The sequence below is a fragment of the Paraburkholderia sp. SG-MS1 genome, from assembly GCF_012275575.1.
GTDB lineage: Bacteria > Pseudomonadota > Gammaproteobacteria > Burkholderiales > Burkholderiaceae > Paraburkholderia.
Genome location: NZ_NPIH01000011.1, coordinates 1 through 23039 on the forward strand (window position 1 = coordinate 1; position 23039 = coordinate 23039).

A 23039-nucleotide genomic window follows, 5' to 3' on the forward strand; every position below is an offset into this window, starting at 1 on the left:
CGCTTGACGACCACCGCGCGACCCGTGACCTGCTCGACTTCGTCCGCCGCGACCACGGACTCGGGCGCCACGCCCGTCAGGTGGTTCGGCACCACATGCTTCAGCTTTTCGAACCAGAAGTTCGCCATTTCGTTGAGCACGCGACCCTTGTTCGGAATCGGCTCGCCCATGATGACGTCGAACGCCGACAGACGGTCGGTCGTGACGATCAGCAACTGGTCGTTGCCCACCGCATAGTTGTCGCGGACTTTACCGCGGCCGAGCAGCGGCAGCGAGCGGAGCGTGGATTCGTAGAGGGTAGACATCGTCGTGGTTCGCTAAAAGTGAGGCAAAAAAGTGTGTGCGGAACAAAAGGGAAACGCCGTTCCCCGGATGATGCGGGAACGGCGATCTAACGACAACCTGGCCAAACGGCCAGGCGCAGAGCAGTTATAGCTTACCGGACGACTTGCGCAAGCTCGCCCGACTTGTACTTCTCCGCGATTTTATCAAGCGAAAGCGGCTTGATCTTGCCGGCCTGACCTTCGCAGCCGAATTGCATGTAACGGTCGACACAGATCTTCATCGCCGCTTCGCGCGCCGGCTTCAGGTAATCGCGCGGATCGAACTTGCCCGGATTGGTCGCCATGTAGCGGCGAATCGCGCCGGTGATCGCCAGACGCAGGTCGGTGTCGATGTTGACCTTGCGCACGCCGTTACGGATGCCTTCCTGGATTTCCTCGACCGGCACGCCGTAGGTTTCCTTCATGTCGCCGCCGAATTCACGGATTTCCGCGAGCAGTTCCTGCGGCACCGACGACGAACCGTGCATCACCAGGTGCGTGTTCGGAATGCGCTGATGGATTTCCTTGATGCGCTGGATCGACAGAATGTCGCCCGTGGGCTTCTTGCTGAACTTGTACGCGCCGTGCGACGTACCGATCGCGATTGCCAGCGCATCGCACTGCGTCAGCTTGACGAAGTCGGCTGCCTGCTCCGGATCGGTCAGCAGCTGCTCGCGGGTCATCGTGCCTTCCGCGCCGTGGCCGTCTTCCTTGTCGCCCTTCATGGTTTCCAGCGAGCCGAGCACGCCCAGTTCCGCTTCCACCGTGATGCCGATCGAGTGAGCCGCTTCCACCACCTTGCGCGACACCTCGACGTTGTACTCATACGACGCGACGGTCTTGCCGTCGGCTTCCAGCGAGCCGTCCATCATCACGCTGGTGAAGCCGCTGCGGATCGCCGCCATGCAGACCGCCGGCGACTGCCCGTGGTCCTGGTGCATCACGACCGGAATATGCGGATACGACTCCACTGCCGCTTCGATCAGGTGGCGCAGAAACGGCTCGCCCGCGTACTTACGCGCGCCGGCGGAAGCCTGCATGATGACCGGGGCGTTGACCTTGTCGGCCGCCGCCATGATCGCCTGAACCTGCTCCAGATTGTTCACGTTGAATGCCGGAAGGCCATAACCGTTTTCGGCGGCATGGTCCAGCAGTTGACGCATTGATACGAGAGGCATGCTTAACTCCTTAGATTGAAACGAATTCTTGTGCCGTCGGCCTCTTTTTTGGGCGATCTTGTCGCGAAGCAAGCCGCATACCCTGTCGCACGGGCCTTAACGCGCCGAGCGGTCCTTGTCCGCTCGAGACGTGATTGAGGGCGGTGCGCCGCCTCTCGCGGAGCATGCGGGCCTGCTTCGCTCAATCAGGCCAGTGCCGATCGAGCAGTCTGATGCCTGATCAGTACGGTTCTCCGACCCGCACGATTTTCAACGTATTGGTACCGCCGGCCTGCCCCATCGGCTCGCCGACAGTCAGCACCACCATGTCGCCGCGCGACGCGTAACCCTTGCTCACCACGGTCTCCAACGCCTGTTGCAACGCCGTGTCGCGGTCGGTGTTGGTGTCCAGATGCAGCGAGGTCACGTTGCGGTACAGCGCCATCGCCCGTTCGCTGCCGACCCGCGGCGTGAGCGCGAAGATCGGCACGTGAGTCCAGTGACGCGACATCCACAACGCGGTCGAGCCGGATTCGGTCAACGCGACGATCGCCTTCGCGCCAAGATGATAGGCGGTGAACAGCGCGCCCATCGCGATCGACTGGTCGATGCGGGTGAACGTGCGGTCGAGGAAATCGCGGTCCAGCTCCGACTGCTCCGACTTCTCGGCTTCGATACAGATCGCCGCCATCGTTTCGATGGTCTGCACCGGGTACTTGCCCGCCGCCGATTCCGCCGACAGCATCACCGCGTCCGTGCCGTCGAGCACCGCGTTCGCGACGTCCGACACTTCGGCGCGGGTCGGCACCGGTGCGTAAATCATCGACTCCATCATCTGGGTCGCGGTGATCACGAACTTGTTCGATTCGCGCGCCATACGGATCATCCGCTTTTGCAGCGCGGGGACTGCGGCATTCCCCACTTCCACGGCGAGGTCGCCGCGCGCGACCATGATGCCGTCCGACGCGTCGAGGATGCCCTGCAGCGCCGGAATCGCTTCCGCGCGCTCGATCTTGGCGATCATCTTCGGCTTGATGCCGAACGGCGCGCCGGCGATGTTCGCCAGCTGGCGGGCCATTTCCATGTCGGTCGCGTTCTTCGGGAACGAGACCGCGACGTAATCGACGCCGAGCGACATCGCCGTGCGGATGTCCTCCATGTCTTTCGCGGTGAGCGCCGGCGCGGACAGACCGCCGCCCTGGCGGTTGATGCCCTTGTTGTTCGACAGGTCGCCGCCGATCTTCACGATCGTGTGGATTTCATTGCCGATCACCCGCGCGACGTTCAGCACGATCAGGCCGTCGTTGAGCAGCAGCACGTCGCCCGACTTCAGGTCGCGCGGCAGGTCCTTGTAGTCGAGACCGGCGCGTTGCCCGTTGCCGAGTTCGCAGTCGGCATCGAGGATGAACGGCTCGCCGGCGACCAGCGTGACCTTACCGTTTTCGAATTTGCCGACGCGGATCTTCGGGCCTTGCAGGTCCGCCATGATGGCGACTTCACGGCCGGCCTGACGGGCCGCCTCGCGCACGAATTCGGCGCGCTGGCGGTGGTCGTCGGCGGTGCCGTGCGAGAAATTGAGCCGCACCACGTCCAACCCTGCCTGAATCATTTGCAGCAGGATTTCCGGCGTGTTGGAAGCCGGTCCGATGGTAGCGACAATCTTGGTGGCGCGATGCATGAGTCTCCTCGTCTGGATAGGATCGCTGGAATGAGCGCTGCGAGTCGGATGCGGAGGCTGCGCACCGAAAGATGCTGATAGGGGTTGCGCGCCGGTTGAAACCAGCGTCGCTTTATAGGTTGAAGCGGTGTTCGATACCGGCACGGAGGGTGCCGGCGGAGGGACGGTCTCTGCGGCGGGGCGTTCCGCGGGCGACGGCGCGGATGGTCCGCTGGACACTTTCGCTGCGTCGCCGGCGGTGGTCAACTCCGCGAGCGCGAACGACGAGCCGGATTCTTCTGTTGCGGCGGATGCCGCTGGAGTGGCGGCAGAGCACGCCGCGCGCTCCCCTGCCGTCGCTGCCGCGGTATCGCGCGGCTGGCTGGCGCGCTGGCCGCTACGCGCTTTCGCTGACTTTGCCGGGGGGGAGCGCATCGCCACGTTAAGCCCGCGATTCCAGAACTTCGACCGCCGGCAGCTTCTTGCCTTCGAGGAACTCGAGGAAAGCGCCGCCGCCCGTCGAGATGTAGCTGACCTTGTCGTGGATGCCGTACTTGGCGATCGCCGCGAGCGTATCGCCGCCGCCTGCAATCGAGAACGCCGACGATTTGGCGATCGCGTCCGCCAGGGTCTTTGTGCCGTTGCCGAACTGGTCGAATTCGAACACGCCGACCGGGCCGTTCCAGACGATCGTGCCGGCCTTTTCCAGCTGTGCGGCGAGCACCTTCGCGGTTTCCGGTCCGATGTCGAGGATCAGGTCATCGTCCTGCACGTCGGCGACGGCCTTGACTTCAGCCTTGGCGGTCGGCGAAAACTCCTTGGCCGTGACCACGTCCGTCGGAATCGGCACCGAGGCGCCGCGCGCCTTGGCCGCGTCGATGATGGCCTTGGCCTCGTTCACCAGATCGGCTTCGGCGAGCGACTTGCCGATCTTCAGGCCCGCGGCCAGCATGAACGTATTCGCGATGCCGCCGCCGACGATCAGCTGATCGACCTTGTCGGCCAGCGACTTCAGGATGGTCAGCTTGGTCGACACCTTCGACCCGGCGACAATCGCCACGAGCGGGCGCTTCGGCGCGCCCAGCGCCTTGCCGAGCGCTTCGAGCTCGGCCGCCAGCAACGGGCCTGCGCAGGCGACCGGTGCGTACTTCGCGATGCCGTGCGTGGTCGCTTCGGCGCGGTGCGCGGTGCCGAACGCGTCATTCACGTAGACGTCACAGAGCTTCGCCATTTTTTGCGCGAGCTCGTCGGAATCTTTCTTCTCGCCCTTGTTGACCCGGCAGTTTTCCAGCAGCACCACCGAGCCCGGCGCGACGTTCACGCCGTTGTCGACCCAGTTCGCCACCAGCGGCACGTCGCGGCCAAGCAGTTCGGCCAGACGCTTCGCGACCGGCGCGAGCGAGTCTTCCGGCTTGAAGTCGCCTTCGGTCGGGCGACCGAGGTGCGACGTGACCATCACGGCGGCGCCTGCATCGAGCGCCGCCTTGATAGCCGGCACGGAGGCGCGGATCCGGGTGTCTTCGGTGATGTTGCCTTGATCGTCCTGCGGCACATTCAGATCGGCGCGGATGAACACGCGTTTGCCAGACAGCTTGCCTTCGGCGATCAGATCGGAGAGACGCAATACCTTGTTCATGGGCGTGTGTGTGCGAGTTGATGAGAAGGCGGTGGCGGACGGCGCGCGGGCGTCGAGCGCGGCGAATTCCAGCGCTGTGACACGGCAGCGGCTCCACGTGATCGGGCGCCGACGGCAGGGCCGCGGCTCTCGCGCTGGCAGCAGCGCGCTCAACCCGGAAACTGGCATTTTAACTGATCCACACTACCTTCTGACCCGCGTGCAGGCGAATCTCGCGTATTTGGAGATGACAGCGCCCATGACGCGGCGCAGCATTCGCCAGGCACCCCCTCATACGAAGATGCGCAATAGCGTGAAAACCACCATGCCTGTGACGATCGTGCCGAGCATGGTGCGCCGCCACAAAAACCACCCGAGACCGGATAGCGTCGCGTAAAACTCATGGTTGGAGGGGGCGAACGACAGGGCGCCGTCCGGCGTCGTCAGCACGTCGGGCAAGACCACGGCGGCCAGCGCTGCGGCCGGCGCATAGCGCAGCATGCGCTGCACGCGCGCGGGCAGCACCGTGCGCTCCCCTCCGATCAGAAACATCGCACGGGTCACCGCGGTGACGAAGGTCATGCCGAAAATGGCGAGCCAGACTTGCGTGGATGTCATCGGGAATCTCCGGCGCTGTTGCGGATACGACGCAGATCGGCACGCTCGACCATCAGATCGGCGGCGCTGCCGGCGATGATCGCCGCGATCACCGCAAGCGGCAGCGCGAGCCGGTACGGCAGGTCGAATGCGAGCAACGACACGACCCCGGCGACGCCGACCGCGACCAGCGTGGAGCGCGTCGCGATCGCCGACACCATGATGGGCAGCAGGGCCAGCGTGCCCGCCAGCGCGAGCCCCCAGTTGTCCGGAATCAGGCTCGCGAGCAGGATGCCGGCGATCGACGACACCTGCCAGGAGAGCCAACTGCACACCGCCATGCCCCAGAAGTACGCCTCCTTGCCCGGCACGTAGCCGGTCGGGAAGCTCTTTTTCTGGAACAGCAGATAGATCACGTCGCCGTTGAAATAGCCGAGCACGATGCGCCGCCACATCGACAGATAGGAGAAGTGCGGCGCGAGCCCGACGCTAAAAATCACGAACCGCGTATTGACCATCGCCGCGGTGAGCAGCACGGTCCAGATCGGCAGCCTGGCGGCGAGCAGCGGCAGCACCGCCAGCTGAGACGAGCCGGCGTAGCACAGCAGCGACATGCTGAGCGCCTGCGGCACCGTGAGCACGGATTTGCTCATCGCGATACCGGTGACGAGCCCCCACGAGAAAATCGCCATGAGCGTGGGCGAGTAGTCGCGCGCGCCCTCACGGAAGGCACGGCGATCGGTATCAGACAGACGAGCGAGCATGAGGCGAAACGAGCCGGCGCAAGGCGCCGCAACGAAGGGAAGTCGGCGCCAGGTCGTCAGGCACCCGCTGGCGCATCCGGATGTGAATTATGCGTGTGCCGGATTATAGCGTCCGGGATGTGCCCAAATGCCCGTTCCGTGTGCAAAAGACGCTAAAATAACGCTCTTGGCTGCCCTGACGCGCGCAGCCACACTTCACAACGCACCCGCTGGAGAATCGTATGTCAATGGCCGACCGCGACGGCAAAATCTGGATGGATGGCAAGCTCATCGACTGGCGCGACGCCAAAATCCATGTGCTCACCCACACGCTGCACTACGGCATGGGCGTTTTCGAAGGCGTACGCGCCTACAAGACGGCCGACGGCGGCACCGCGATTTTCCGTCTGCAGGAGCACACCAAGCGTCTGCTCAACTCCGCCAAAATCTTCCAGATGGACGTGCCGTTCGACCACGAAACGCTCGCCGCCGCGCAGCGCGAAGTGGTCCGCGAGAACAAGCTCGAGTCCTGCTATCTGCGCCCGATCATCTGGGTCGGTTCGGAAAAGCTCGGCGTGTCGGCCAAGGGCAACACGATCCACGTCGCAATCGCCGCGTGGCCGTGGGGCGCTTACCTCGGTGAAGACGGCATGGCGAAGGGCATCCGCGTGAAGACGTCGTCGTTCACCCGCCATCACGTGAACGTGTCGATGGTCCGCGCGAAAGCGTCGGGCTGGTATGTGAACTCGATCCTCGCCAACCAGGAAGCGATCGCCGACGGCTACGACGAAGCGCTGCTGCTCGACGTCGACGGCTACGTGTCGGAAGGCTCGGGCGAGAACTTCTTCCTCGTGAACAACGGCAAGCTGTACACGCCGGACCTGTCGTCGTGCCTCGACGGCATCACGCGCGACACGATCATCACGCTCGCGCGCGACGCGGGCATCGAGGTGATCGAAAAGCGCATCACGCGCGACGAGGTCTACACCTGCGACGAAGCGTTCTTCACCGGCACCGCCGCAGAAGTCACGCCGATCCGCGAACTCGACAACCGCACGATCGGCTCGGGCGCACGCGGCCCGATCACCGGGAAGCTGCAATCGGACTTCTTCGACATCGTGAACGGCAAGAGCGACAAGTACGCGCACTGGCTCACCAAGATCTAACGCGCGCTGCGCCGATCTCCGGGCCCATTGCCCTTCGGGCCGGCTACCGGCGCAACGCCCGCACCCTGCATACAACGAGAAAGCCCATGAGCGAAATCAAGGAAATGCCGCTGGTCGAACTGTCGGCAAAAGACCTGCCGGCGTACTGCCCGAACCCGGCCATGCCGCGCTGGAGCGCACACCCGCGCGTCTTTATCGATGTCACGCACGGCGAAGCGCGTTGCCCCTACTGCAGCACGCGTTACAAGCTGCGCGACGGCGAAGTGGTCAAGGGTCATTGAACACGGCGCATTGAGCGTTACCTGGTGGCGCTGGCTCGGCGTGTTGGGCGCGGGTCGATCGGTGCGGGTTAGTCGCTGTTTTAAGGTGCGCCCCCGTCGGGCGTTTCGTTGTGTGATTCGCTCGTTCACAGGCTGAACATGGTGCTGTCCGCCTTGTCGTCAGGCAGCCCGGGCGGGAAGACACAGCAAGCGCACGCAAGCTCGACAGCCAGCACGCTCTGACGGCGCCGCCAATCGGGCCGCCACCGCGGCGCCTGCGGCCACCCCGGAAGCGCGCCACGCGGTTCGCGGCTTTTCCCTTTTCATCAATCCGAACGCCACGCGCATCGCGCGCGCGGCGTTTCGTTTCGACACCGGACACTCACTCTGATGCGTCGCGCGTTGGTTATCGCACCGAACTGGATCGGTGACGCATTGATGGCGCAGCCGCTGTTTGCGCGCCTCGTGAAATTGCATCCCCGCATCGTCATCGACGCGGTCGCACCCTCGTGGGTCGCGCCCGTGCTCGAACGCATGCCGGAAATCCGCGACGTCTACGCCACCGACCTCGCGCACGGCAAGCTGCAGATGCTGCGCCGCTGGCAACTGGCAAGCGATTTGCGCGATGTCGGCTACGACGCGGCCTATGTACTGCCGAACTCGCTCAAGTCGGCGCTGATTCCGTGGCTGGCGGGCATTCCGCTGCGCATCGGCTACACCGGCGAAAGCCGCTATGGCCTGTTGAACGTGCGGCACGCGAATCCGCGCAAGGACGAGCGCCCGCCGATGGTCGGCCAGTACGCTGCCCTCGCCTACGCGCCCGGCGCCAAAATCCCGGACAACCTGCCGATGCCGCGCCTCGACACGGACCTGAACGAAGCGTCGCGCGTGTCGGCGCGCTTCAATCTGGATACGCGCGTGCCGCTGCTGGTGTTCTGTCCGGGCGCCGAGTATGGCCCGGCCAAGCGCTGGCCGCCCGAACACTTCGCCGCGCTCGCGCAGATGGTCGGCCAGTCGTTCCCGTACACGCAGATCATCGCGCTCGGTTCGCCGAAAGACGCGCCGCTCGCCCAGGCGATCGCCGAAAAGGCGCCGAACGTGCGCAACCTGTGTGGCCAGACCGCGCTCGGCGAAGCCTGCGCGCTGATCTCGCGGGCCAACGCGGTCGTCACGAACGACTCGGGCCTGATGCACGTGGCAGCCGCGCTGCGCCGGCCACTGGTGGCCGTGTACGGTTCGACCGATCCGCGCCACACGCCGCCCTTGTCGGAGCTTGCGAAGGTACAATGGCTTCATCTCGAATGTAGCCCCTGTTTCGAACGCGAATGTCCGCTCGGGCATCTGAACTGCCTGAAGCAGCTGAGCGCCGAACAGGTCTTCGGCGATTTGCGCGGCATGCTGCTCGCGCAACGCTGAGCCGACTGATAGTCGACTTGATACTTGCACGCAACACCGCACGCCCCCGTGCGCGTCGCGTCATGCTCGCGCCTTGCGGCACGGGCATGCTGACGCTCCGGGGCCGACAGGTCCGGTGCGCCGGACTGTCCCGCTGACCGCTGCCCCGCAACCGCGCGCCGCGCACAAGAGACTGACGAGCCATGCCACGTTTTGCCCATATCTTCGAAGCCGCCGCCGACACCCTGCACGCCTACTATCAGGCCGTCGCCGAGGTCAATATCGACAGCTTGATGGGCCTGTGGATCGATGAGGAGTTTGTCAGCTGCATCTGCGCAGACGGCTCGCACCTGCACGGTCTCGACAGCATTCGCGCCGGCTTGCAGAGCCAGCTCGAGGCCGCGCCCGTGTCGATCGAGCCGCTCGACATCCGCGTCTACGACAGTCTTGGCACCGTCGTCTATGCGATTGCCGAGGCGCATCGGCCGGCCGACCCCACCGCCACGCCCGCCATGGTCTTTACCACTTACGTGATGGTCCACGAACGCGGCGAGTGGCGCATCGCTCACATTCACGCGAGCCCGATGCCGAACGAGGCCGCGAGCCAGTTCGCCACCAAGATGCGGCATGGTCAGGGCTCGCTGCACTGACATACGGTCTTCGATTCAGGTTCGCGCTTTATTTTTTGCTCCAACGCCGGCATGAGTTCGACGCACGATAAACCCGTTTCCTCCGGCACGGCCCAGACCACGGTCGCGGCCGCCGTCGAGGCCACTGTCGAGCTGCTCTACCGCGCCCCGCTGTGGCTGCCGAACCGGCATGCGCAGACCATCGTCCCGTCGCTGTTCGCGCGTCGCCCGCCGGTGTCGTTTCGGCGCGAGCGCTGGGACACGCCCGACGGCGATTTCATCGATCTCGACTGGGTCGTACCGGACGGCCAGTCCGCCGCACCCTCTACACCCGCCGTCGACGCCCCGCTGTTCGTGCTGTTTCACGGCCTCGAAGGCAGTTCGGGTTCGCACTACGCGGCGACGCTGATGGCGGCCGCGCGCGACTACGGCTGGCACGGCGTCGTGCCGCACTTTCGCAGTTGCAGCGGCACGATGAACCGTCTGCCGCGCTTTTATCACCTCGCCGACAGCAACGAAGTCGACTGGGTGCTGCGCCGTTTGCGCGCCGCTCATCGCGGGCCGGTCGTGGCAGCGGGTGTGTCGCTCGGCGGCAACGTGCTGCTGCGCTGGCTCGGCGAACGGCGCGAGGACGCCGCGTCGGTGGTCGCGGCGGCCGCGGCGATTTCGACGCCGATCGACGTGCATGCGGGCGGCCGTGCGTTGTCGCAGGGTTTCGGCCTCGTCTATACACGCAGTTTTTTGAAGACGCTCAAGCAGAAGGCCAACCAGAAGCTGGCCCAGTTTCCCGGCCTGTTCGACCGCGACGCGATGCTGGCGAGCCGCACCATGTACGAATTCGACAACGTGGTGACTGCGCCGCTGCACGGCTTTCGCGATACCGACGACTACTGGAGCTGCGCGACCACGCGTCCGCTATTGCCGCACATCCAGGTGCCGACCCTGGTGCTCAATGCGCGCAACGACCCGTTCCTGCCCGCGGAGGCCCTGCCGTCGCGGCATGAAGTCTCGGCGGCTGTGGAGCTCGACCAACCGAGGCACGGCGGCCACGCCGGCTTCATGACCGGGCCGTTCCCGGGCCGCATCGACTGGCTGTCGCGGCGCGTGTTCGGCTACCTGGAGCGGCACGTCGATCATGGATGACATCGTCAAACAGGCTTTGGCCAAATGGCCGAATGTGCCAAGCTGCGCGGGCTGGCTGATGCTGGACCGGCGCGGCAACTGGCGCATGCGTGACGAAGCGGCCCAGGCGAGCGGCTCGCCGGGCACGCCGATCCGGCATGAGGCGCTGCTCGGCTTCATCAACCGGAACTACGGCGCCGACGAACACGGGCAGTGGTTCTTCCAGAACGGCCCGCAGCGGGTGTACGTGGAGTTGGGTTACACACCGTGGGTGGTGCGGTTGTCGGCGAACGCCGATGGGACACTCGCGTTGCAGGACCAGGCAGGCGGTTCCTTCGAGCCCACGGCTGCGTTTGTCGACGAAGAAGGCGGGATTCTGTTTATCAGCAGTGCTGGCGATGCCGACAATTCGGCGCACCCGAGAGTCGCAGTTTTGCACGATCACGATCTGGAGCTCTTCTCCGATCACGCGACCCTGGCCGACGATTCGATGAGCGGCGAGTTCCACTGGAACGACCAGGTCGCATTGCCGCTGCAAGCGATACGGCGCGGCGAGGTCGCCACGCGCTTCGGGTTCGAGCCGAGTCCGGCGGCGAAGGTCTAGGTAGGTCCAAGGCTTGGCGCGCATGACGTTCAGCCTCAGTGCGCGCAGATAACCGGACCCGCGCCAACCGCTATCTAACTCTTCTCATCGAGCCGTTCTTCCTTGTAGCGGCTCTCCATTTCGTGCAGGCGCGCGTCGACGGTCGCGAGATCGTAATAGCCGATCGTCTTCAGATCGCGCGCATCCTTTAGTTGCCGGATTGCCGACGGCCACGCCCCCTCCAGCGCGAACTTCTCCGCCATCGCCCGATGCTGCGTCAACGCATCGCCGCTGCCCGCGCTCGCCTGCGCGAGATACAGCCACCAGGCAGGCTGATCCGCGTGCGCGAGCGTTTCCTTCTGTGCGAGCGCCTGCGCGTCGGCGAAACGACGCAAGGTCAGCAAGGTGCGGATGTGCATGTCGATGGCGGCATTCGACTGCGGCCAGCGCTTCTGCGCAAACTCCGCGAGACGCGCGGCTTCGTCGTTGCGGCCCGCACGTCGCGCGATGTCGGCGGCCAGCACGTCGAGGCTCGGCGAACTGCGCGCGGATTCGCCTTCGGTGCGCTCGCAAGTCGCGAATGCGGCGCGCGACGTCGCGAGTGACGCCACCGCATCGTCATAACGTTCGAGCAGCATCTGCCCATACGCGATGCCGTACCAGTTCGCCGCGACGTTGACCGCGGTGCGGTCGTCGATCTCCGAGCGCAGGCGCGACACCTCTTCAGCGTACTCGCTGCGCGAGCGATCCTGCAGCAAACGCGCCCGTGCGCGCACGAAACCGTATTCGGGCGCCTGATGCGGCTGCCGGTACGGCGCGCGGCGCGCGCGATCTTCCATGTCGGCGATCCGCTCCCCAGTCAACGGATGCGTGCGCGCGTATGCGGGAACGCCCGTGTCGCTCATCGCCGCGCGATCGAGCCGGCCGAAGAAGGTCACCATCGCGTAGGGGTCGTAGCCCGCGCCGGCCAGCAGCAGAAAGCCGACGCGGTCAGCCTCGTGCTCGGCGGAACGCGAAAAGCGCAACTGGTTGTCGACCGCATACGCCTGGCCGCCGATCGCAATCGCGCTGCCCAGGTCCCCGCTGTGTGCGAGCACGCCCGCGAGCACCCCGAACAGCAGGCCGGCAAGCGCGGCATAGCTGCTGCGCTCGCTGGCCGAAATCATCCGCGAGATGTGACGCTGCAGCACGTGACCCATTTCGTGACCCAGCACCGACGCCAGTTCGGACTCGGTCTGCGTCGCCGCGATCAAACCGGTATTCACGCCGATGAACCCACCGGGCAGCGAGAACGCGTTGATCTGTGGATCGCGCACCGCGAATAGCTCGAAGTCGGGACGATAGCCACCGATGTACAGCGCGCTCGCCGCCGCCGCGAGTTTGGCCGCCACCGAGTTCAGGTAGTCGCGCACGAGCCACTCGTCGAGATAGTCGGGGTCGCGGCGCACTTCGCGCATCACACGATCGCCGAGCTTGCGCTCGGCTTGCGGCGTCAGCGCGCCCGAGCCGCCGCTACCGAGATCGGGCAATTGCTGCGTGGCGATCGGCGCGCGCCAACTGCTGTTCAGACCGGCGTTGCCGGAGAGGCGACTCTGCGCGCCGCCGTACACGCCGAACACGCCTTGGGCGATGTCGGGCGGCACGAGCGGGTCGGCGTAGGCGTCGGACGGGCCGCTGATCAACGGCGTTTCAGCGGGCTGCGCGTTGAGCGCGAGTTTCGGCGCGGCATGCGATTGCGCGAACGCGCCCGGCGGCGCCACGAGCGCGGCAGCCAACAACGCAGCAAGAAACCGTTTCAGACGCATCGCGAGGTCGGTAACGAAGTCGGAAAGCGACGCCCGCCGCTCGGACTAAGATAGCGGGCACGGGGCAATTGTAATCAGTCGATGCGGCGCTCCGGGTGGTTGCGTCGCACTGCTATGATAGGCGCCCTCTGAAGGAGCCAACCATGCCTGAACTCACTCATTTCGACGCCGCGGGCCAAGCGCATATGGTGGACGTCGGCGGCAAGCAGGAGACCAAGCGCATCGCCGTCGCGCGCGGCTCGATCCGCATGCTGCCGCAGACGTTCGCGCTGATCCGCGACGGCAACGCCAAAAAGGGCGACGTGATCGGCATCGCGCGCATTGCAGCGATTCAAGGCTCGAAGCGCACTGCCGATCTGATCCCGCTCTGTCATCCGCTCGCGCTGACGCGCGTGAAAGTCGACTTCGAGCTCGATGAAACGCTGCCTGGCGTGCATTGCACGGTTCAAGTGGAAACGCTCGGGCGAACAGGTGTCGAGATGGAAGCGCTGACCGCCGTGCAGGTAGGGCTGCTGACGGTGTATGACATGTGCAAGGCGGTGGATCGTGGGATGACGATCACCGATGTGCGCGTGATGGAAAAGCATGGCGGGAAGTCGGGGGATTGGGTGGCGGGTTGATGGCGGCTTACGCCATGAACCCCTTCCCCTTGACACTTTCAATCTCTGCGACGGACGCGACCGGCGTCAATCCTCGTCGCTCTCGTCGTCGACCTGATTGAGATCGGACGACGGCATGCCATAGCGCTTGACCAGCTCCGCCTTGAAGCCGGCCAGCGACTTGTGCTCATCGGTCAACTGGTACAGGTAGCCCAGTTGCGACGGCCAGTCCTTCAACTCCTCGGCAAAAATCTTCAGGCGTTCGACGGTATCGAGCGCCGCCGCCGTATCTCCGCTCAGCGCCTGCAACACCGCATAACGTCGCAACACGGTTTCGCCCGGCAGCAACGCAATGGCCTCCCTGTGCATCGCGAGCTTGCGTTGCAGGTCGACCGAATTCATCGGCTGCAACGTCGCAAGGCCGTACTCGCCCCACGCCCGGAACAGGAACGATGGAGCCGCAGTGTATTGCTCCGCCGGCCGCGAGCCGTAATACAGCACCTCCGCGCGCGCATAGTCGCGATATACCGGATACAGCGCAGCCAGCCCGCCGAACACCACCCCAGCAAACACGCCGAACGACAGACGTGCGGGCACGAGCCGCAACGGCCGGGTCTCGAGCAAGCCGAACACGAACATCGCCGGCAACAGGAAGAACATGTACTGCTGCGGATATTCGACCAGCGCATGCATCGTCAGTACGCCAATCAGCGCGATGCCGAACACGCGCGTCGCGCTTTGCGGGGCACGCACCACGCGCACGAGCCAGCCGACGAGCCCGAACAGCACGATGGCCACACCGATCAGGCCGGTCTTCGCGAGCAGATCGATGAAGATATCGTGCGAATTATTGGCGATCTCGACGCCGCCGAGCGTCCTCACCAGCTCGTACTGGTAGCTCGGAAATTCGCCCCAGCCGACGCCCAGCAGCGGGTGAGTCCTGAACATCGTCCAGCCGTACTTCCACAGCGCGAGGCGCGGCGCGATCTGACCGGCGTCCTTGAAGCGGTCCGCCGCCGACTGCCCGAGTTCAAGGTGATAGTGCACATTGGCCCAGCGGATCAGCGCATTGACCACGAAGAACAGCACGGCAAGAGCGATCGGGATGATCCACTCACGGTTGCTGCGGCGTAGCCGCGGTTCGCTGCGAATCTGGGCGAAGGCCATCCAGAAGCCCGCAACGACGATCACCCCCATCTGTAGCCACGGGCCGCGCGATACGGTCAGCGCCAGTCCCGCCGCGAAGATCGTCGATACGAGCAGCCAGATGCCGACGGCCAGCCGCCGCGTTTGCACGAGGAAGAGCGCGCCCGCCATCGCGAAGGCGATATACGTGGCGAGGTGGTTCGCCTGCGCCATATTGCCGAACGGCCGGCGCTCGACGGTCACGTTATACGCGACGACGAACGGCGCCACACGCGTCTCCAGGTGAAAGAGCTGGATGACCTGACTGAACACCGCGAACAACCCGCCCACGATCAGCGCGCCCGCCGCCCAGCGCAATGCGGTCTCGTCGAGCTTGGCGCGCGAGAAGCCGTAGCCCGCATGAACCGCCATGAACCCCGCGAGCAGGAAACCGCCGCCGAGCCAGTTCATCGACGGCTGTGCGACCGGCAGCAGCACCGCTTGCGCGACCAGCACCAGTCCGAACAGCAACGGCGCCAGCGCGACCGTCGGCGATGCGAACGTGATGCGCGGTCTCGCCGTCGCCGTCAGCAACACGACCCCCGCACCGGTCAGCAGATACAGCGCGAGCGCGGTGAACTCAGCGTAGAAGGTCGGAATCGGGTACGTATGGTTGGCGACCGCATACGGCAGCACCAACGCGAGAGACATCAGAACGAGAGACAGGTAGCGCGCAAATGGGGTGGGCATCGAGTAACCGGAGGGCGTCAAGCAACCGGCGCACTATACAAAAAATTCCTTGCGCTGTGCGCCGGCCCGGCCGAAATATGCCGAAAATCAGCCTTTTACATGCGCTCCGTCTTCAAGCGGCCACGCGTTGGCCGAATCGCGCGCTCATTTACGAGCGGCATTCCGGCGGTGCGAGATTTGACGCCAGCGTGGGTGCGTCGGCGGGTGCGGGCCCCGCGCCCGGCGCCGGCAACGAAGACGCCGTTTTGCCGCTCGCGAAACACTCCCACGTTAGCGCGCCGCCCTGCACCGAGTCCTTGGCAAGGCCGACCCGCGCGGTAGGTGCGTCTGCATTGTCGGGGACCGACGGCACCAGCGTCAGCGTGTTCGAGCCGGCGGGCGCGACGCGCGTCGTGAACGCGATGGTGATCTGGCCGGTGTCATCGTCGACCCGGATGGACTCTACGTTGCGGGTCGAGGGCGGCGATGCGTAACCGCCACTGAACGCATTGCCGCTTGCGGCGTTTTCGGCGACCGCGAGCCGCGCGGACGAGGCGAGCGACAGCCCCTCGCCCACCCGGCTGCGAGCCAGATAGTCCTGGTACGCGGGAATCGCATAGGCCGCGATCACGCCGACGATCGCCAGCACGATCATCAGTTCGATCAGCGTGAAGCCGACGCCGAAGCGGCGACAAACGCGCGCGAGCCGCGCGGACCAGGCCGCTCGCCCGAACAGGGAACGCGCGGCAAGCGAGGACTGGGAATAAGGGGAATACGGCAGGGTAACGATCATCGGCAGGCTCCTGAAGCAAAAAAACGCCTGGCCCCCGGATCGGGGACAGGCGTTTCAATCGTAGCCAGCGACGCTCGCGGCTCACAGTCAGCCGAATGGCTAACGTTGCGCTGAAGCCCTATAGCGGCCGCAGGTTCTGTTTCGGCTTCGGGCTCATGTGCGCATGCGACCCGTGCGCCTCACGCCGCCGCACGATTGGCATTGCGGCGCTTCAACAGATAGCCGAGGATCACGACGAACAACGCGCCCGCGATGCTCATCCCGTACTCGGCGGCGGGCGTGTCGAGAATCGGCCAACGGTCGCCGGCCGGGTCGTTGATGATCAGACCGCCCGCGATCCAGCCCAGCAACGCGGCGCCGAGCACGATGACAATCGGGAAACGGTCGAGCAGTTTGAGGACGATCTGGCTGCCCCAAACGATCAGCGGAATGCTCACCACCAGGCCGAAAATAACCAGCGCGATGCGATGCTGCTCATCGGCTGCTTCAGCCGCGCCCGCTATGGCGATGACGTTGTCGAGGCTCATCACCGCATCCGCGACGATGATGGTCCTGATCGCCGACATCAACCGGTCGGCCGGCTTGATGTTCTCATGCGGGTCGTGCGCAGGCGCCATCAGACGCACGCCGATCCACAGCAGCAACAGCCCGCCCGTGAACTTCAGCAGCGGCACGTCGAGCAGCACGACCGCGAACGCGATCAGCGCCACACGCAGCACGATCGCCCCTGCCGTCCCCCACAGCACGCCGCGGATGCGTTGTGCGGGCGGCAGACTGCGGCAGGCCAGCGCGATCACGACAGCGTTATCGCCACCCAGCAGGATGTCGATGACGATGATCTGGAAGACCGCGCCCCAATGGAGGGTGGTGAGAAATTCGAGCATGAGAAGAAGAATAAGAAAAAATCTGCCGCGCGGACAATAAAAAAGCGGGGGGCTAAACCCCCCCGCTTTTTCGGGACCGCCCGCTCACGAAAGGACTTCGTAAGCGTAACAAAAAGCGCGCCGCAACAGCGCGCGAATTTCGTTCTTACAGCATCGCCTTCAGAAGACGCGCCATTTCCGACGGGTTCTTCGTGACCTTGATGCCGCACGCGTCCATGATTTCCAGCTTCGCTTCAGCCGTATCCGCACCGCCCGAGATCAGCGCGCCAGCATGGCCCATGCGCTTGCCCGGAGGCGCCGTGACACCCGCGATGAAACCAACCACCGGCTTCTTCATGTTGTCCTTGATCCACTCAGCGGCGTTCGCTTCGTCCGGACCGCCGATTTCGCCGATCATGATGACGGCGTCCGTCTCCGGATCGTCGTTGAACATCTTCATCACGTCGATGTGCTTCAGACCGTTGATCGGGTCGCCGCCGATACCGACCGCCGACGATTGGCCGAGGCCGATCGCCGTCAACTGGCCGACTGCTTCATACGTCAGCGTGCCCGAACGCGACACGACGCCGATGCGGCCCTTGCGGTGGATGTGACCCGGCATGATGCCGATCTTCAGCTCGTCCGGCGTGATCGTGCCCGGGCAGTTCGGTCCGAGCAACAGCGTCTTGCTGTTCTTCGCGCGCATGCGTGCCTTGAGCTCGATCATGTCACGGACGGGAATGCCTTCCGTGATACAGATTGCGAGGTCCAGGTCGGCTTCGACCGCTTCCCAGATGGCAGCAGCAGCGCCTGCCGGCGGAACGTAAATCACCGACACGGTCGCGCCCGTTTCAGCCTTGGCTTCAGCGACGCTAGCGTAGATAGGAATGCCTTCGAAATCTTCGCCGGCCCGCTTCGGGTTCACGCCTGCAACGTACGCTTCGCGGCCGTTTGCATATTCACGGCAAGCACGCGTGTGGAACTGACCGGTCTTGCCGGTGATGCCCTGCGTGATGACCTTGGTGTCTTTGTTAATCAGAATCGACATGTATAAACCTCTGTTCGTTTGGCGTCGTGCGGTGGCGCCGCGAGGCGGAATGTCCTCGCCCGCGTCGCTCCTGCGTCACTCACGCGCCGCCATTCGTAATCCTGGTAAACGCGCTTGGGGGGGTTGGCTTACGCCTTGCCCGCAGCGGCCGCGACGACCTTCTGAGCCGCTTCTTCCATGCTGTCCGCCGCGATGATCGGCAGGCCGGATTCGGCGAGCATCTTCTTGCCCAGGTCTTCGTTCGTGCCCTTCATGCGGACCACGAGCGGCACCTTCAGCGACACGGCCTTCGACGCCGCGATCACGCCTTCCGCGATCACGTCGCAGCGCATGATGCCGCCGAAAATGTTGACCAGAATCGCGGTCAGATTCGGGTTCTTCAGCATGATCTTGAACGCTTCGGTGACCTTCTCGGTCGTGGCGCCACCGCCCACGTCGAGGAAGTTCGCCGGTTCGCCGCCGAACAGCTTGATGGTGTCCATCGTTGCCATGGCGAGGCCTGCGCCGTTCACGAGGCAGCCGATGTTGCCGTCGAGCGAGATGTACGCGAGGTCGAACTTCGATGCTTCGACTTCAGCCGGATCTTCTTCGTCCAGATCGCGGTACGCGACAATTTCCGGATGACGGAACAGTGCGTTCGAATCGAAGTTGAACTTGGCGTCCAGCGCGATGACCTTGCCGTCGCCGGTCAGGATCAGCGGGTTGATTTCGGCCAGCGATGCGTCGGTTTCCCAGAACGCCTTGTACAGACCTTGCAGGATCGCGCGCGCTTGCGGCAGCGAAGCGGCGGGCACGCCGATCTTCGTTGCGAGTTCGTCAGCTTCAGCGTCTTTCAGACCGGTCGCCGGGTCGACGGCGATCTTGTGGATCAGCTCAGGCGTCTTTTCCGCGACTTCTTCGACGTCCATGCCACCTTCGCTCGATGCCATCACGACGATCTTCTGCGAAACGCGATCGATCACGAGACCGACATACAGTTCCTTCTTGATGTCCGCGCCTTCTTCGATCAGCAGGCGGTTCACCTTCTGGCCTTCCGGACCGGTCTGGTGCGTGACGAGCTGCATGCCGAGGATCTGGTTCGAGTATTCGCGAACCTGTTCCAGCGACTTGGCAACCTTCACGCCGCCGCCCTTGCCACGGCCCCCCGCGTGGATCTGAGCCTTCACGACCCATACCGGGCCGCCAAGCTCTTCCGCGGCCTTGACCGCATCATCCACCGAGAAGACCGGCTTGCCGCGCGGTACCGCGACGCCGAATTTCCGCAGGATTTCCTTACCCTGGTACTCGTGAATCTTCATGCGTGATTCCCTTCAGTCTGAGAGTTGGATTGAACTTCGTTTCCGCTGCCGTCGTTCATGCCGGACGCGTTGCCGCCCTCGCCTGACGATGCCGCGCGATTTGCTGACTGCGGCGCGTGGCCATACCAGCGCGGATAAAACTGTTGCACCGCCTCGCCGTCGAAACGCAGCGCGTGGCAGCGTCCCAACTGGAATGGCGGTTTGTCGTTGGAATGCTCGCCTGTGCTGTTAGACGACTCGTCTCCTGAACCTGCGCTCGCGCCTCGCGTGCCGCCATTGGAGTCACCCGTGTTCCACACGTCGCCGGCGAATGCCTGAATCGCGGCGGTCGGCAGAATCGCACACAACTCCGTGAGATGCGTGCAACCGGTCGTGCCGCCGAGCAAACGGGCAACATCGCGACGAAAGTTGTGATGGAGATTGAGCCCGATGAGGGCACGATAGGCGGGATTGCTGACTTGGCACGAACCAGGATAGGGCACCCAGTCGGACGACGCCTCGGCGTCGACGACATTGAGCTTGCGATCGATGGTGATGCGAAGCCAGAGTTCATGGATCGGCTGACCATTGGGCCGGACGCCCGACGCAAGCTCCACATCGCGTGGTTTTTCGTCGGTCAAGCACGCTTCCACATCCCACAGGCCATCGGCTCGCTCATAGGCTTCCGCTCTGATTGCGCGACGGTGGCGCAACTGACGGGACACTGGCGGGGAAAGCGGCATGCGGGAAGGAAAGGCCGGATTGGAAAACCCATGAATTTTAGCATACTGGGTATTTGTGACAGGTTGGAATCCGCAAGGGCGGCCAGCGAGGCTGGGAGCCTGTCTCGAAGGAAAAGGGTGTAGGCCGGAAGGGACGGCCCAAAAACGACCTCCGAAGTCAACGCGGCTATTCGCCGCCCCACTCCTCGTCGATGCCTTTGAGGATTTTGCCGATCGTGGCACCCGAGAAACCGCGCGCCGCCAGAAATCGCGTCTGCTTGGCCCGCTCGGCCGGCGTTTCGGGAAGCTGGCCGAACTTTTTGCGCCAGACGGCCTGAGCACGCGCGAGTTCGGTCTCTCGCAATTGCGCGCTGGCCTCTTCGACGAGTGTCTGGTCGAGCGCGTGCTGCTTCAGTTCGCCGAGAATCCGGTTTGCGCCTAGACGCGACGAGCGACGGTGCACCAGGCTTTCCGCGAAACGCGAGTCGGACAGCCAGTTTTCAGCCTCCAGCGCATCGAGCACCGTGTCGAGCGAATCGGTTTCTTCGACGAATGGCTTCAGTTTGCGTGCGAGTTCGGCGCGACTGTATTCGCGGCGCGACAGATAGCCGAGCGCGCGCCCTTTCAGCGAACGTGCCGGACGTTGGGATTTTTTTGCTTCGTCTTGCCCCGGTTTCGCTTCGCCAGGTGTGCGCCGCGAACGGGTGTAGATGGTCTCGGAAGGGTCCGAGGTTGAGGACTGTGCGAATTCAGACTGCGCGCGCTGCTGGCCGTGGCCGGCAGCGCGGTCGTGTGCGTCGAACGATTCGAAAGGATCGTCGCCTTCATCGCGCGGGCCGGCCGAATGGCGTCCGCCATCGGACAACGGTCGGCCCTTGCGTATCACTTTGATGCTTACTCTTCTTCGTCCGCGACTTCGGCGCCCGCGCCGGTCACGGCTTCAGCCATGGCATTGACGCCCAGCGATTCACGGATACGGTTTTCGATCTCGCGAGCGATGTCCGGATTTTCACGCAGGAATTCACGCGCGTTGTCCTTACCCTGACCGATCCGTTCGCCGCTGTAGCTGTACCAGGCACCAGCCTTGTCGACGATCTTGGCCTGCACGCCCAAGTCGATGATTTCGCCCTGACGCGAAATACCTTCGCCGTACAGGATGTCGAAAATCGCTTCCCGGAACGGTGGCGACACCTTGTTCTTGACGACCTTCACACGTGTTTCGTTGCCGATCACTTCGTCGTTCTTCTTGATCGAACCGATACGACGAATGTCCAGACGCACCGACGCGTAGAACTTCAGCGCGTTGCCACCCGTGGTGGTTTCCGGGTTGCCGAACATCACGCCGATCTTCATGCGGATCTGGTTGATGAAGATCACGAGGCAGTTCGTGCGCTTGATCGTGCCGGTGAGCTTGCGCAGCGCTTGCGACATCAGACGCGCTTGCAGACCCGGCAGCGAGTCGCCCATTTCGCCTTCGATTTCAGCCTTCGGCACGAGTGCCGCGACCGAGTCGATCACGATCATGTCGATCGAGCCTGAGCGCACCAGCGCGTCGGCGATTTCGAGCGCCTGTTCGCCGGTGTCCGGCTGCGAAACCAGCAGGTCGTTCACGTTCACACCGAGCTTGCCCGCGTACTGGATGTCCAGCGCGTGTTCCGCATCGATGAACGCCGCCGTGCCGCCGATCTTCTGCATTTCGGCGATGACCTGCAGCGTCAGCGTGGTTTTACCGGACGATTCCGGACCATAGATTTCGACCACACGGCCGCGCGGCAAACCGCCGACGCCCAGCGCGATGTCGAGGCCGAGCGATCCGGTTGAAACCACCTGGATGTCTTCGACTACCTCACCTGCGCCGAGCCGCATGACCGACCCTTTGCCGAACTGCTTTTCGATCTGCGCGAGCGCGGCAGCCAGCGCCTTGCTCTTTTCAGCAGTCAGTCCAGCCGAGCCTTTCTTGCTTTCTTCCATGAATCGTCCTTTGCTATGATGAACGGCGTCTGAGGCAGGTGTACCGTCCACTTTTGAAGGACAGCACACGAAACCTAGACACTGTATAAAAAAACAGTAGTTTTGGCAAGCGCGATTCTTATGCGAACGCGCATTTTTACCGTCACGCTGCCCAACTACCCACAATAATTTTCGGAGACCGCTGTGCGCCGGAACACCCACGGTGCCGGCAAGGCCAGGCTGGCGCATCATGCGAATTCTGATTGCCGAAGACGACAGCATACTCGCGGACGGTCTGGTTCGATCACTCCGCCAATCGGCCTATGCGGTCGATCACGTGAAGAGCGGCGTCGAAGCCGATACCGCGCTGTCAATGCAGACTTTCGACCTATTGATCCTCGACCTAGGCCTGCCGCGCATGTCCGGGCTCGAGGTGCTGCGCCGCCTGCGCGCCCGCAATTCGAATCTGCCGGTATTGATCCTGACCGCCGCGGACAGTGTCGACGAACGCGTCAAAGGGCTCGACCTCGGCGCCGACGACTACATGGCAAAGCCCTTCGCGCTGAACGAACTGGAAGCGCGCGTGCGCGCACTGACGCGGCGTGGCGCGGGCGGCGGCCCGACGGTGGTGCGGCACGGCTCGCTGTCGTTCGATCAGGTCGGCCGGATCGCCTACGTGAACGAGCAGGTGATCGATCTGTCGGCGCGTGAACTCGGCTTGCTCGAAGTACTGCTGCAACGGATCGGCCGGCTGGTCTCGAAGGAACAGCTCGTCGACCACCTGTGCGAATGGGGCGAGGAAGTCAGCAATAACGCGATCGAAGTCTACGTGCATCGTCTGCGCAAGAAAATCGAGCCGAGCGGCGTGCGCATCATCACCG

At 64.1% G+C, this 23039-nt stretch carries 23 protein-coding genes; 8 read left to right on the forward strand and 15 right to left on the reverse strand.

The annotated features are described in order from the left end of the window. The 6 genes from CIC12_RS01030 to CIC12_RS01055 form a co-directional block, all read right to left on the reverse strand. On the reverse strand, nucleotides 1-305 hold a 305-nt coding region (locus tag CIC12_RS01030; protein WP_274597535.1), incomplete at its 3' end, for a phosphoribosylaminoimidazolesuccinocarboxamide synthase. A gap of 131 nt (nucleotides 306-436) precedes the next feature. Further along, nucleotides 437-1501 carry a class II fructose-bisphosphate aldolase gene (gene fba / locus CIC12_RS01035; RefSeq protein WP_121315614.1) on the reverse strand — a complete coding sequence of 355 codons (1065 nt, stop codon included), beginning with the start codon at nucleotides 1499-1501 and terminating at the stop codon, nucleotides 437-439. Nucleotides 1502-1721: 220 nt separating this feature from the next. Then, nucleotides 1722-3158: a pyruvate kinase gene (gene pyk / locus CIC12_RS01040; protein ID WP_168661335.1), complete on the reverse strand. Its 1437-nt coding sequence runs from the start codon at nucleotides 3156-3158 to the stop codon at nucleotides 1722-1724. A 421-nt stretch (nucleotides 3159-3579) separates the two neighbouring features. Then, entirely contained in the window at nucleotides 3580-4773 is a 1194-nt protein-coding gene (locus CIC12_RS01045) for a phosphoglycerate kinase (protein WP_168661337.1), read from the reverse strand. 270 nt (nucleotides 4774-5043) lie between these two features. Next, a complete protein-coding gene (locus tag CIC12_RS01050) occupies nucleotides 5044-5370 on the reverse strand; it encodes an AzlD domain-containing protein (RefSeq protein ID WP_121315617.1) in 327 nt (108 codons plus the stop codon). Then, entirely contained in the window at nucleotides 5367-6113 is a 747-nt protein-coding gene (locus tag CIC12_RS01055; RefSeq protein ID WP_168661339.1) for an AzlC family ABC transporter permease, read from the reverse strand. The genes CIC12_RS01050 and CIC12_RS01055 overlap by 4 nt, the downstream gene beginning before the upstream one ends. A gap of 221 nt (nucleotides 6114-6334) precedes the next feature. Between CIC12_RS01055 and CIC12_RS01060 the strand changes: the two genes are divergently transcribed. The 6 genes from CIC12_RS01060 to CIC12_RS01085 all read left to right on the forward strand — a co-directional run bounded on the left by CIC12_RS01060 (nucleotide 6335) and on the right by CIC12_RS01085 (nucleotide 11268). After that, a complete protein-coding gene (locus tag CIC12_RS01060) occupies nucleotides 6335-7258 on the forward strand; it encodes a branched-chain amino acid transaminase (protein WP_168661341.1) in 924 nt (307 codons plus the stop codon). Between the two features lie 86 nt (nucleotides 7259-7344). After that, nucleotides 7345-7539, forward strand: coding sequence for a zinc-finger domain-containing protein (locus tag CIC12_RS01065; protein ID WP_064268765.1), 195 nt, complete (start codon nucleotides 7345-7347; stop codon nucleotides 7537-7539). Nucleotides 7540-7908: 369 nt separating this feature from the next. After that, the gene (gene waaF, locus CIC12_RS01070; protein WP_168661343.1) at nucleotides 7909-8934 is read left to right on the forward strand and encodes a lipopolysaccharide heptosyltransferase II; all 1026 of its coding nucleotides are present in this window, start codon (nucleotides 7909-7911) and stop codon (nucleotides 8932-8934) included. 182 nt (nucleotides 8935-9116) lie between these two features. Beyond that, nucleotides 9117-9563 carry a nuclear transport factor 2 family protein gene (locus CIC12_RS01075; RefSeq protein WP_168661345.1) on the forward strand — a complete coding sequence of 149 codons (447 nt, stop codon included), beginning with the start codon at nucleotides 9117-9119 and terminating at the stop codon, nucleotides 9561-9563. Between the two features lie 51 nt (nucleotides 9564-9614). Continuing rightward, nucleotides 9615-10685: a YheT family hydrolase gene (locus tag CIC12_RS01080; protein WP_168661347.1), complete on the forward strand. Its 1071-nt coding sequence runs from the start codon at nucleotides 9615-9617 to the stop codon at nucleotides 10683-10685. Next, complete coding sequence (locus CIC12_RS01085) at nucleotides 10678-11268, forward strand: DUF2946 family protein (RefSeq protein WP_168661349.1); 591 nt, start codon at nucleotides 10678-10680, stop codon at nucleotides 11266-11268. The genes CIC12_RS01080 and CIC12_RS01085 overlap by 8 nt, the downstream gene beginning before the upstream one ends. A gap of 74 nt (nucleotides 11269-11342) precedes the next feature. Here CIC12_RS01085 and CIC12_RS01090 read toward each other — a convergent pair whose 3' ends face one another. Further along, a complete protein-coding gene (locus CIC12_RS01090; RefSeq protein WP_168661351.1) occupies nucleotides 11343-13052 on the reverse strand; it encodes a M48 family metalloprotease in 1710 nt (569 codons plus the stop codon). A gap of 143 nt (nucleotides 13053-13195) precedes the next feature. Here CIC12_RS01090 and moaC point away from each other — a divergent pair, with 143 nt between their 5' ends. Further along, nucleotides 13196-13672 (forward strand): cyclic pyranopterin monophosphate synthase MoaC, encoded by a 477-nt coding sequence (gene moaC / locus CIC12_RS01095; RefSeq protein WP_168661353.1) that lies wholly within the window; start codon nucleotides 13196-13198, stop codon nucleotides 13670-13672. Nucleotides 13673-13738: 66 nt separating this feature from the next. Here the strand turns inward: moaC and CIC12_RS01100 are convergent, their stop codons facing one another. From CIC12_RS01100 to recA, 8 genes are all read right to left on the reverse strand, one after another. After that, nucleotides 13739-15526 carry a PglL family O-oligosaccharyltransferase gene (locus CIC12_RS01100; protein ID WP_168661355.1) on the reverse strand — a complete coding sequence of 596 codons (1788 nt, stop codon included), beginning with the start codon at nucleotides 15524-15526 and terminating at the stop codon, nucleotides 13739-13741. Between the two features lie 148 nt (nucleotides 15527-15674). Then, on the reverse strand, nucleotides 15675-16298 hold the full coding sequence (locus CIC12_RS01105) for a pilin (RefSeq protein WP_168661357.1): 624 nt from the start codon (nucleotides 16296-16298) through the stop codon (nucleotides 15675-15677). A 179-nt stretch (nucleotides 16299-16477) separates the two neighbouring features. Continuing rightward, nucleotides 16478-17182, reverse strand: a complete 705-nt coding sequence (locus CIC12_RS01110) for a TerC family protein (protein WP_168661359.1) — start codon at nucleotides 17180-17182, stop codon at nucleotides 16478-16480. 145 nt (nucleotides 17183-17327) lie between these two features. Then, nucleotides 17328-18209: a succinate--CoA ligase subunit alpha gene (gene sucD / locus CIC12_RS01115; protein ID WP_012434251.1), complete on the reverse strand. Its 882-nt coding sequence runs from the start codon at nucleotides 18207-18209 to the stop codon at nucleotides 17328-17330. A 128-nt stretch (nucleotides 18210-18337) separates the two neighbouring features. Further along, complete coding sequence (gene sucC / locus CIC12_RS01120; RefSeq protein ID WP_064268774.1) at nucleotides 18338-19507, reverse strand: ADP-forming succinate--CoA ligase subunit beta; 1170 nt, start codon at nucleotides 19505-19507, stop codon at nucleotides 18338-18340. Then, nucleotides 19504-20229 carry a DUF2889 domain-containing protein gene (locus CIC12_RS01125; RefSeq protein ID WP_168661361.1) on the reverse strand — a complete coding sequence of 242 codons (726 nt, stop codon included), beginning with the start codon at nucleotides 20227-20229 and terminating at the stop codon, nucleotides 19504-19506. Before CIC12_RS01125 ends, sucC begins: the two co-directional genes overlap by 4 nt. 166 nt (nucleotides 20230-20395) lie before the next feature. Next, the gene (recX, locus tag CIC12_RS01130) at nucleotides 20396-21094 is read right to left on the reverse strand and encodes a recombination regulator RecX (RefSeq protein WP_168661363.1); all 699 of its coding nucleotides are present in this window, start codon (nucleotides 21092-21094) and stop codon (nucleotides 20396-20398) included. Nucleotides 21095-21102: 8 nt separating this feature from the next. Then, complete coding sequence (gene recA / locus CIC12_RS01135; protein ID WP_042321135.1) at nucleotides 21103-22179, reverse strand: recombinase RecA; 1077 nt, start codon at nucleotides 22177-22179, stop codon at nucleotides 21103-21105. Nucleotides 22180-22408: 229 nt separating this feature from the next. On the opposite strand from recA, the gene CIC12_RS01140 reads away from it, so the two are divergent. Continuing rightward, nucleotides 22409-23039: response regulator transcription factor (locus CIC12_RS01140; RefSeq protein ID WP_168661365.1), on the forward strand; the 631-nt coding region annotated here is incomplete at its 3' end.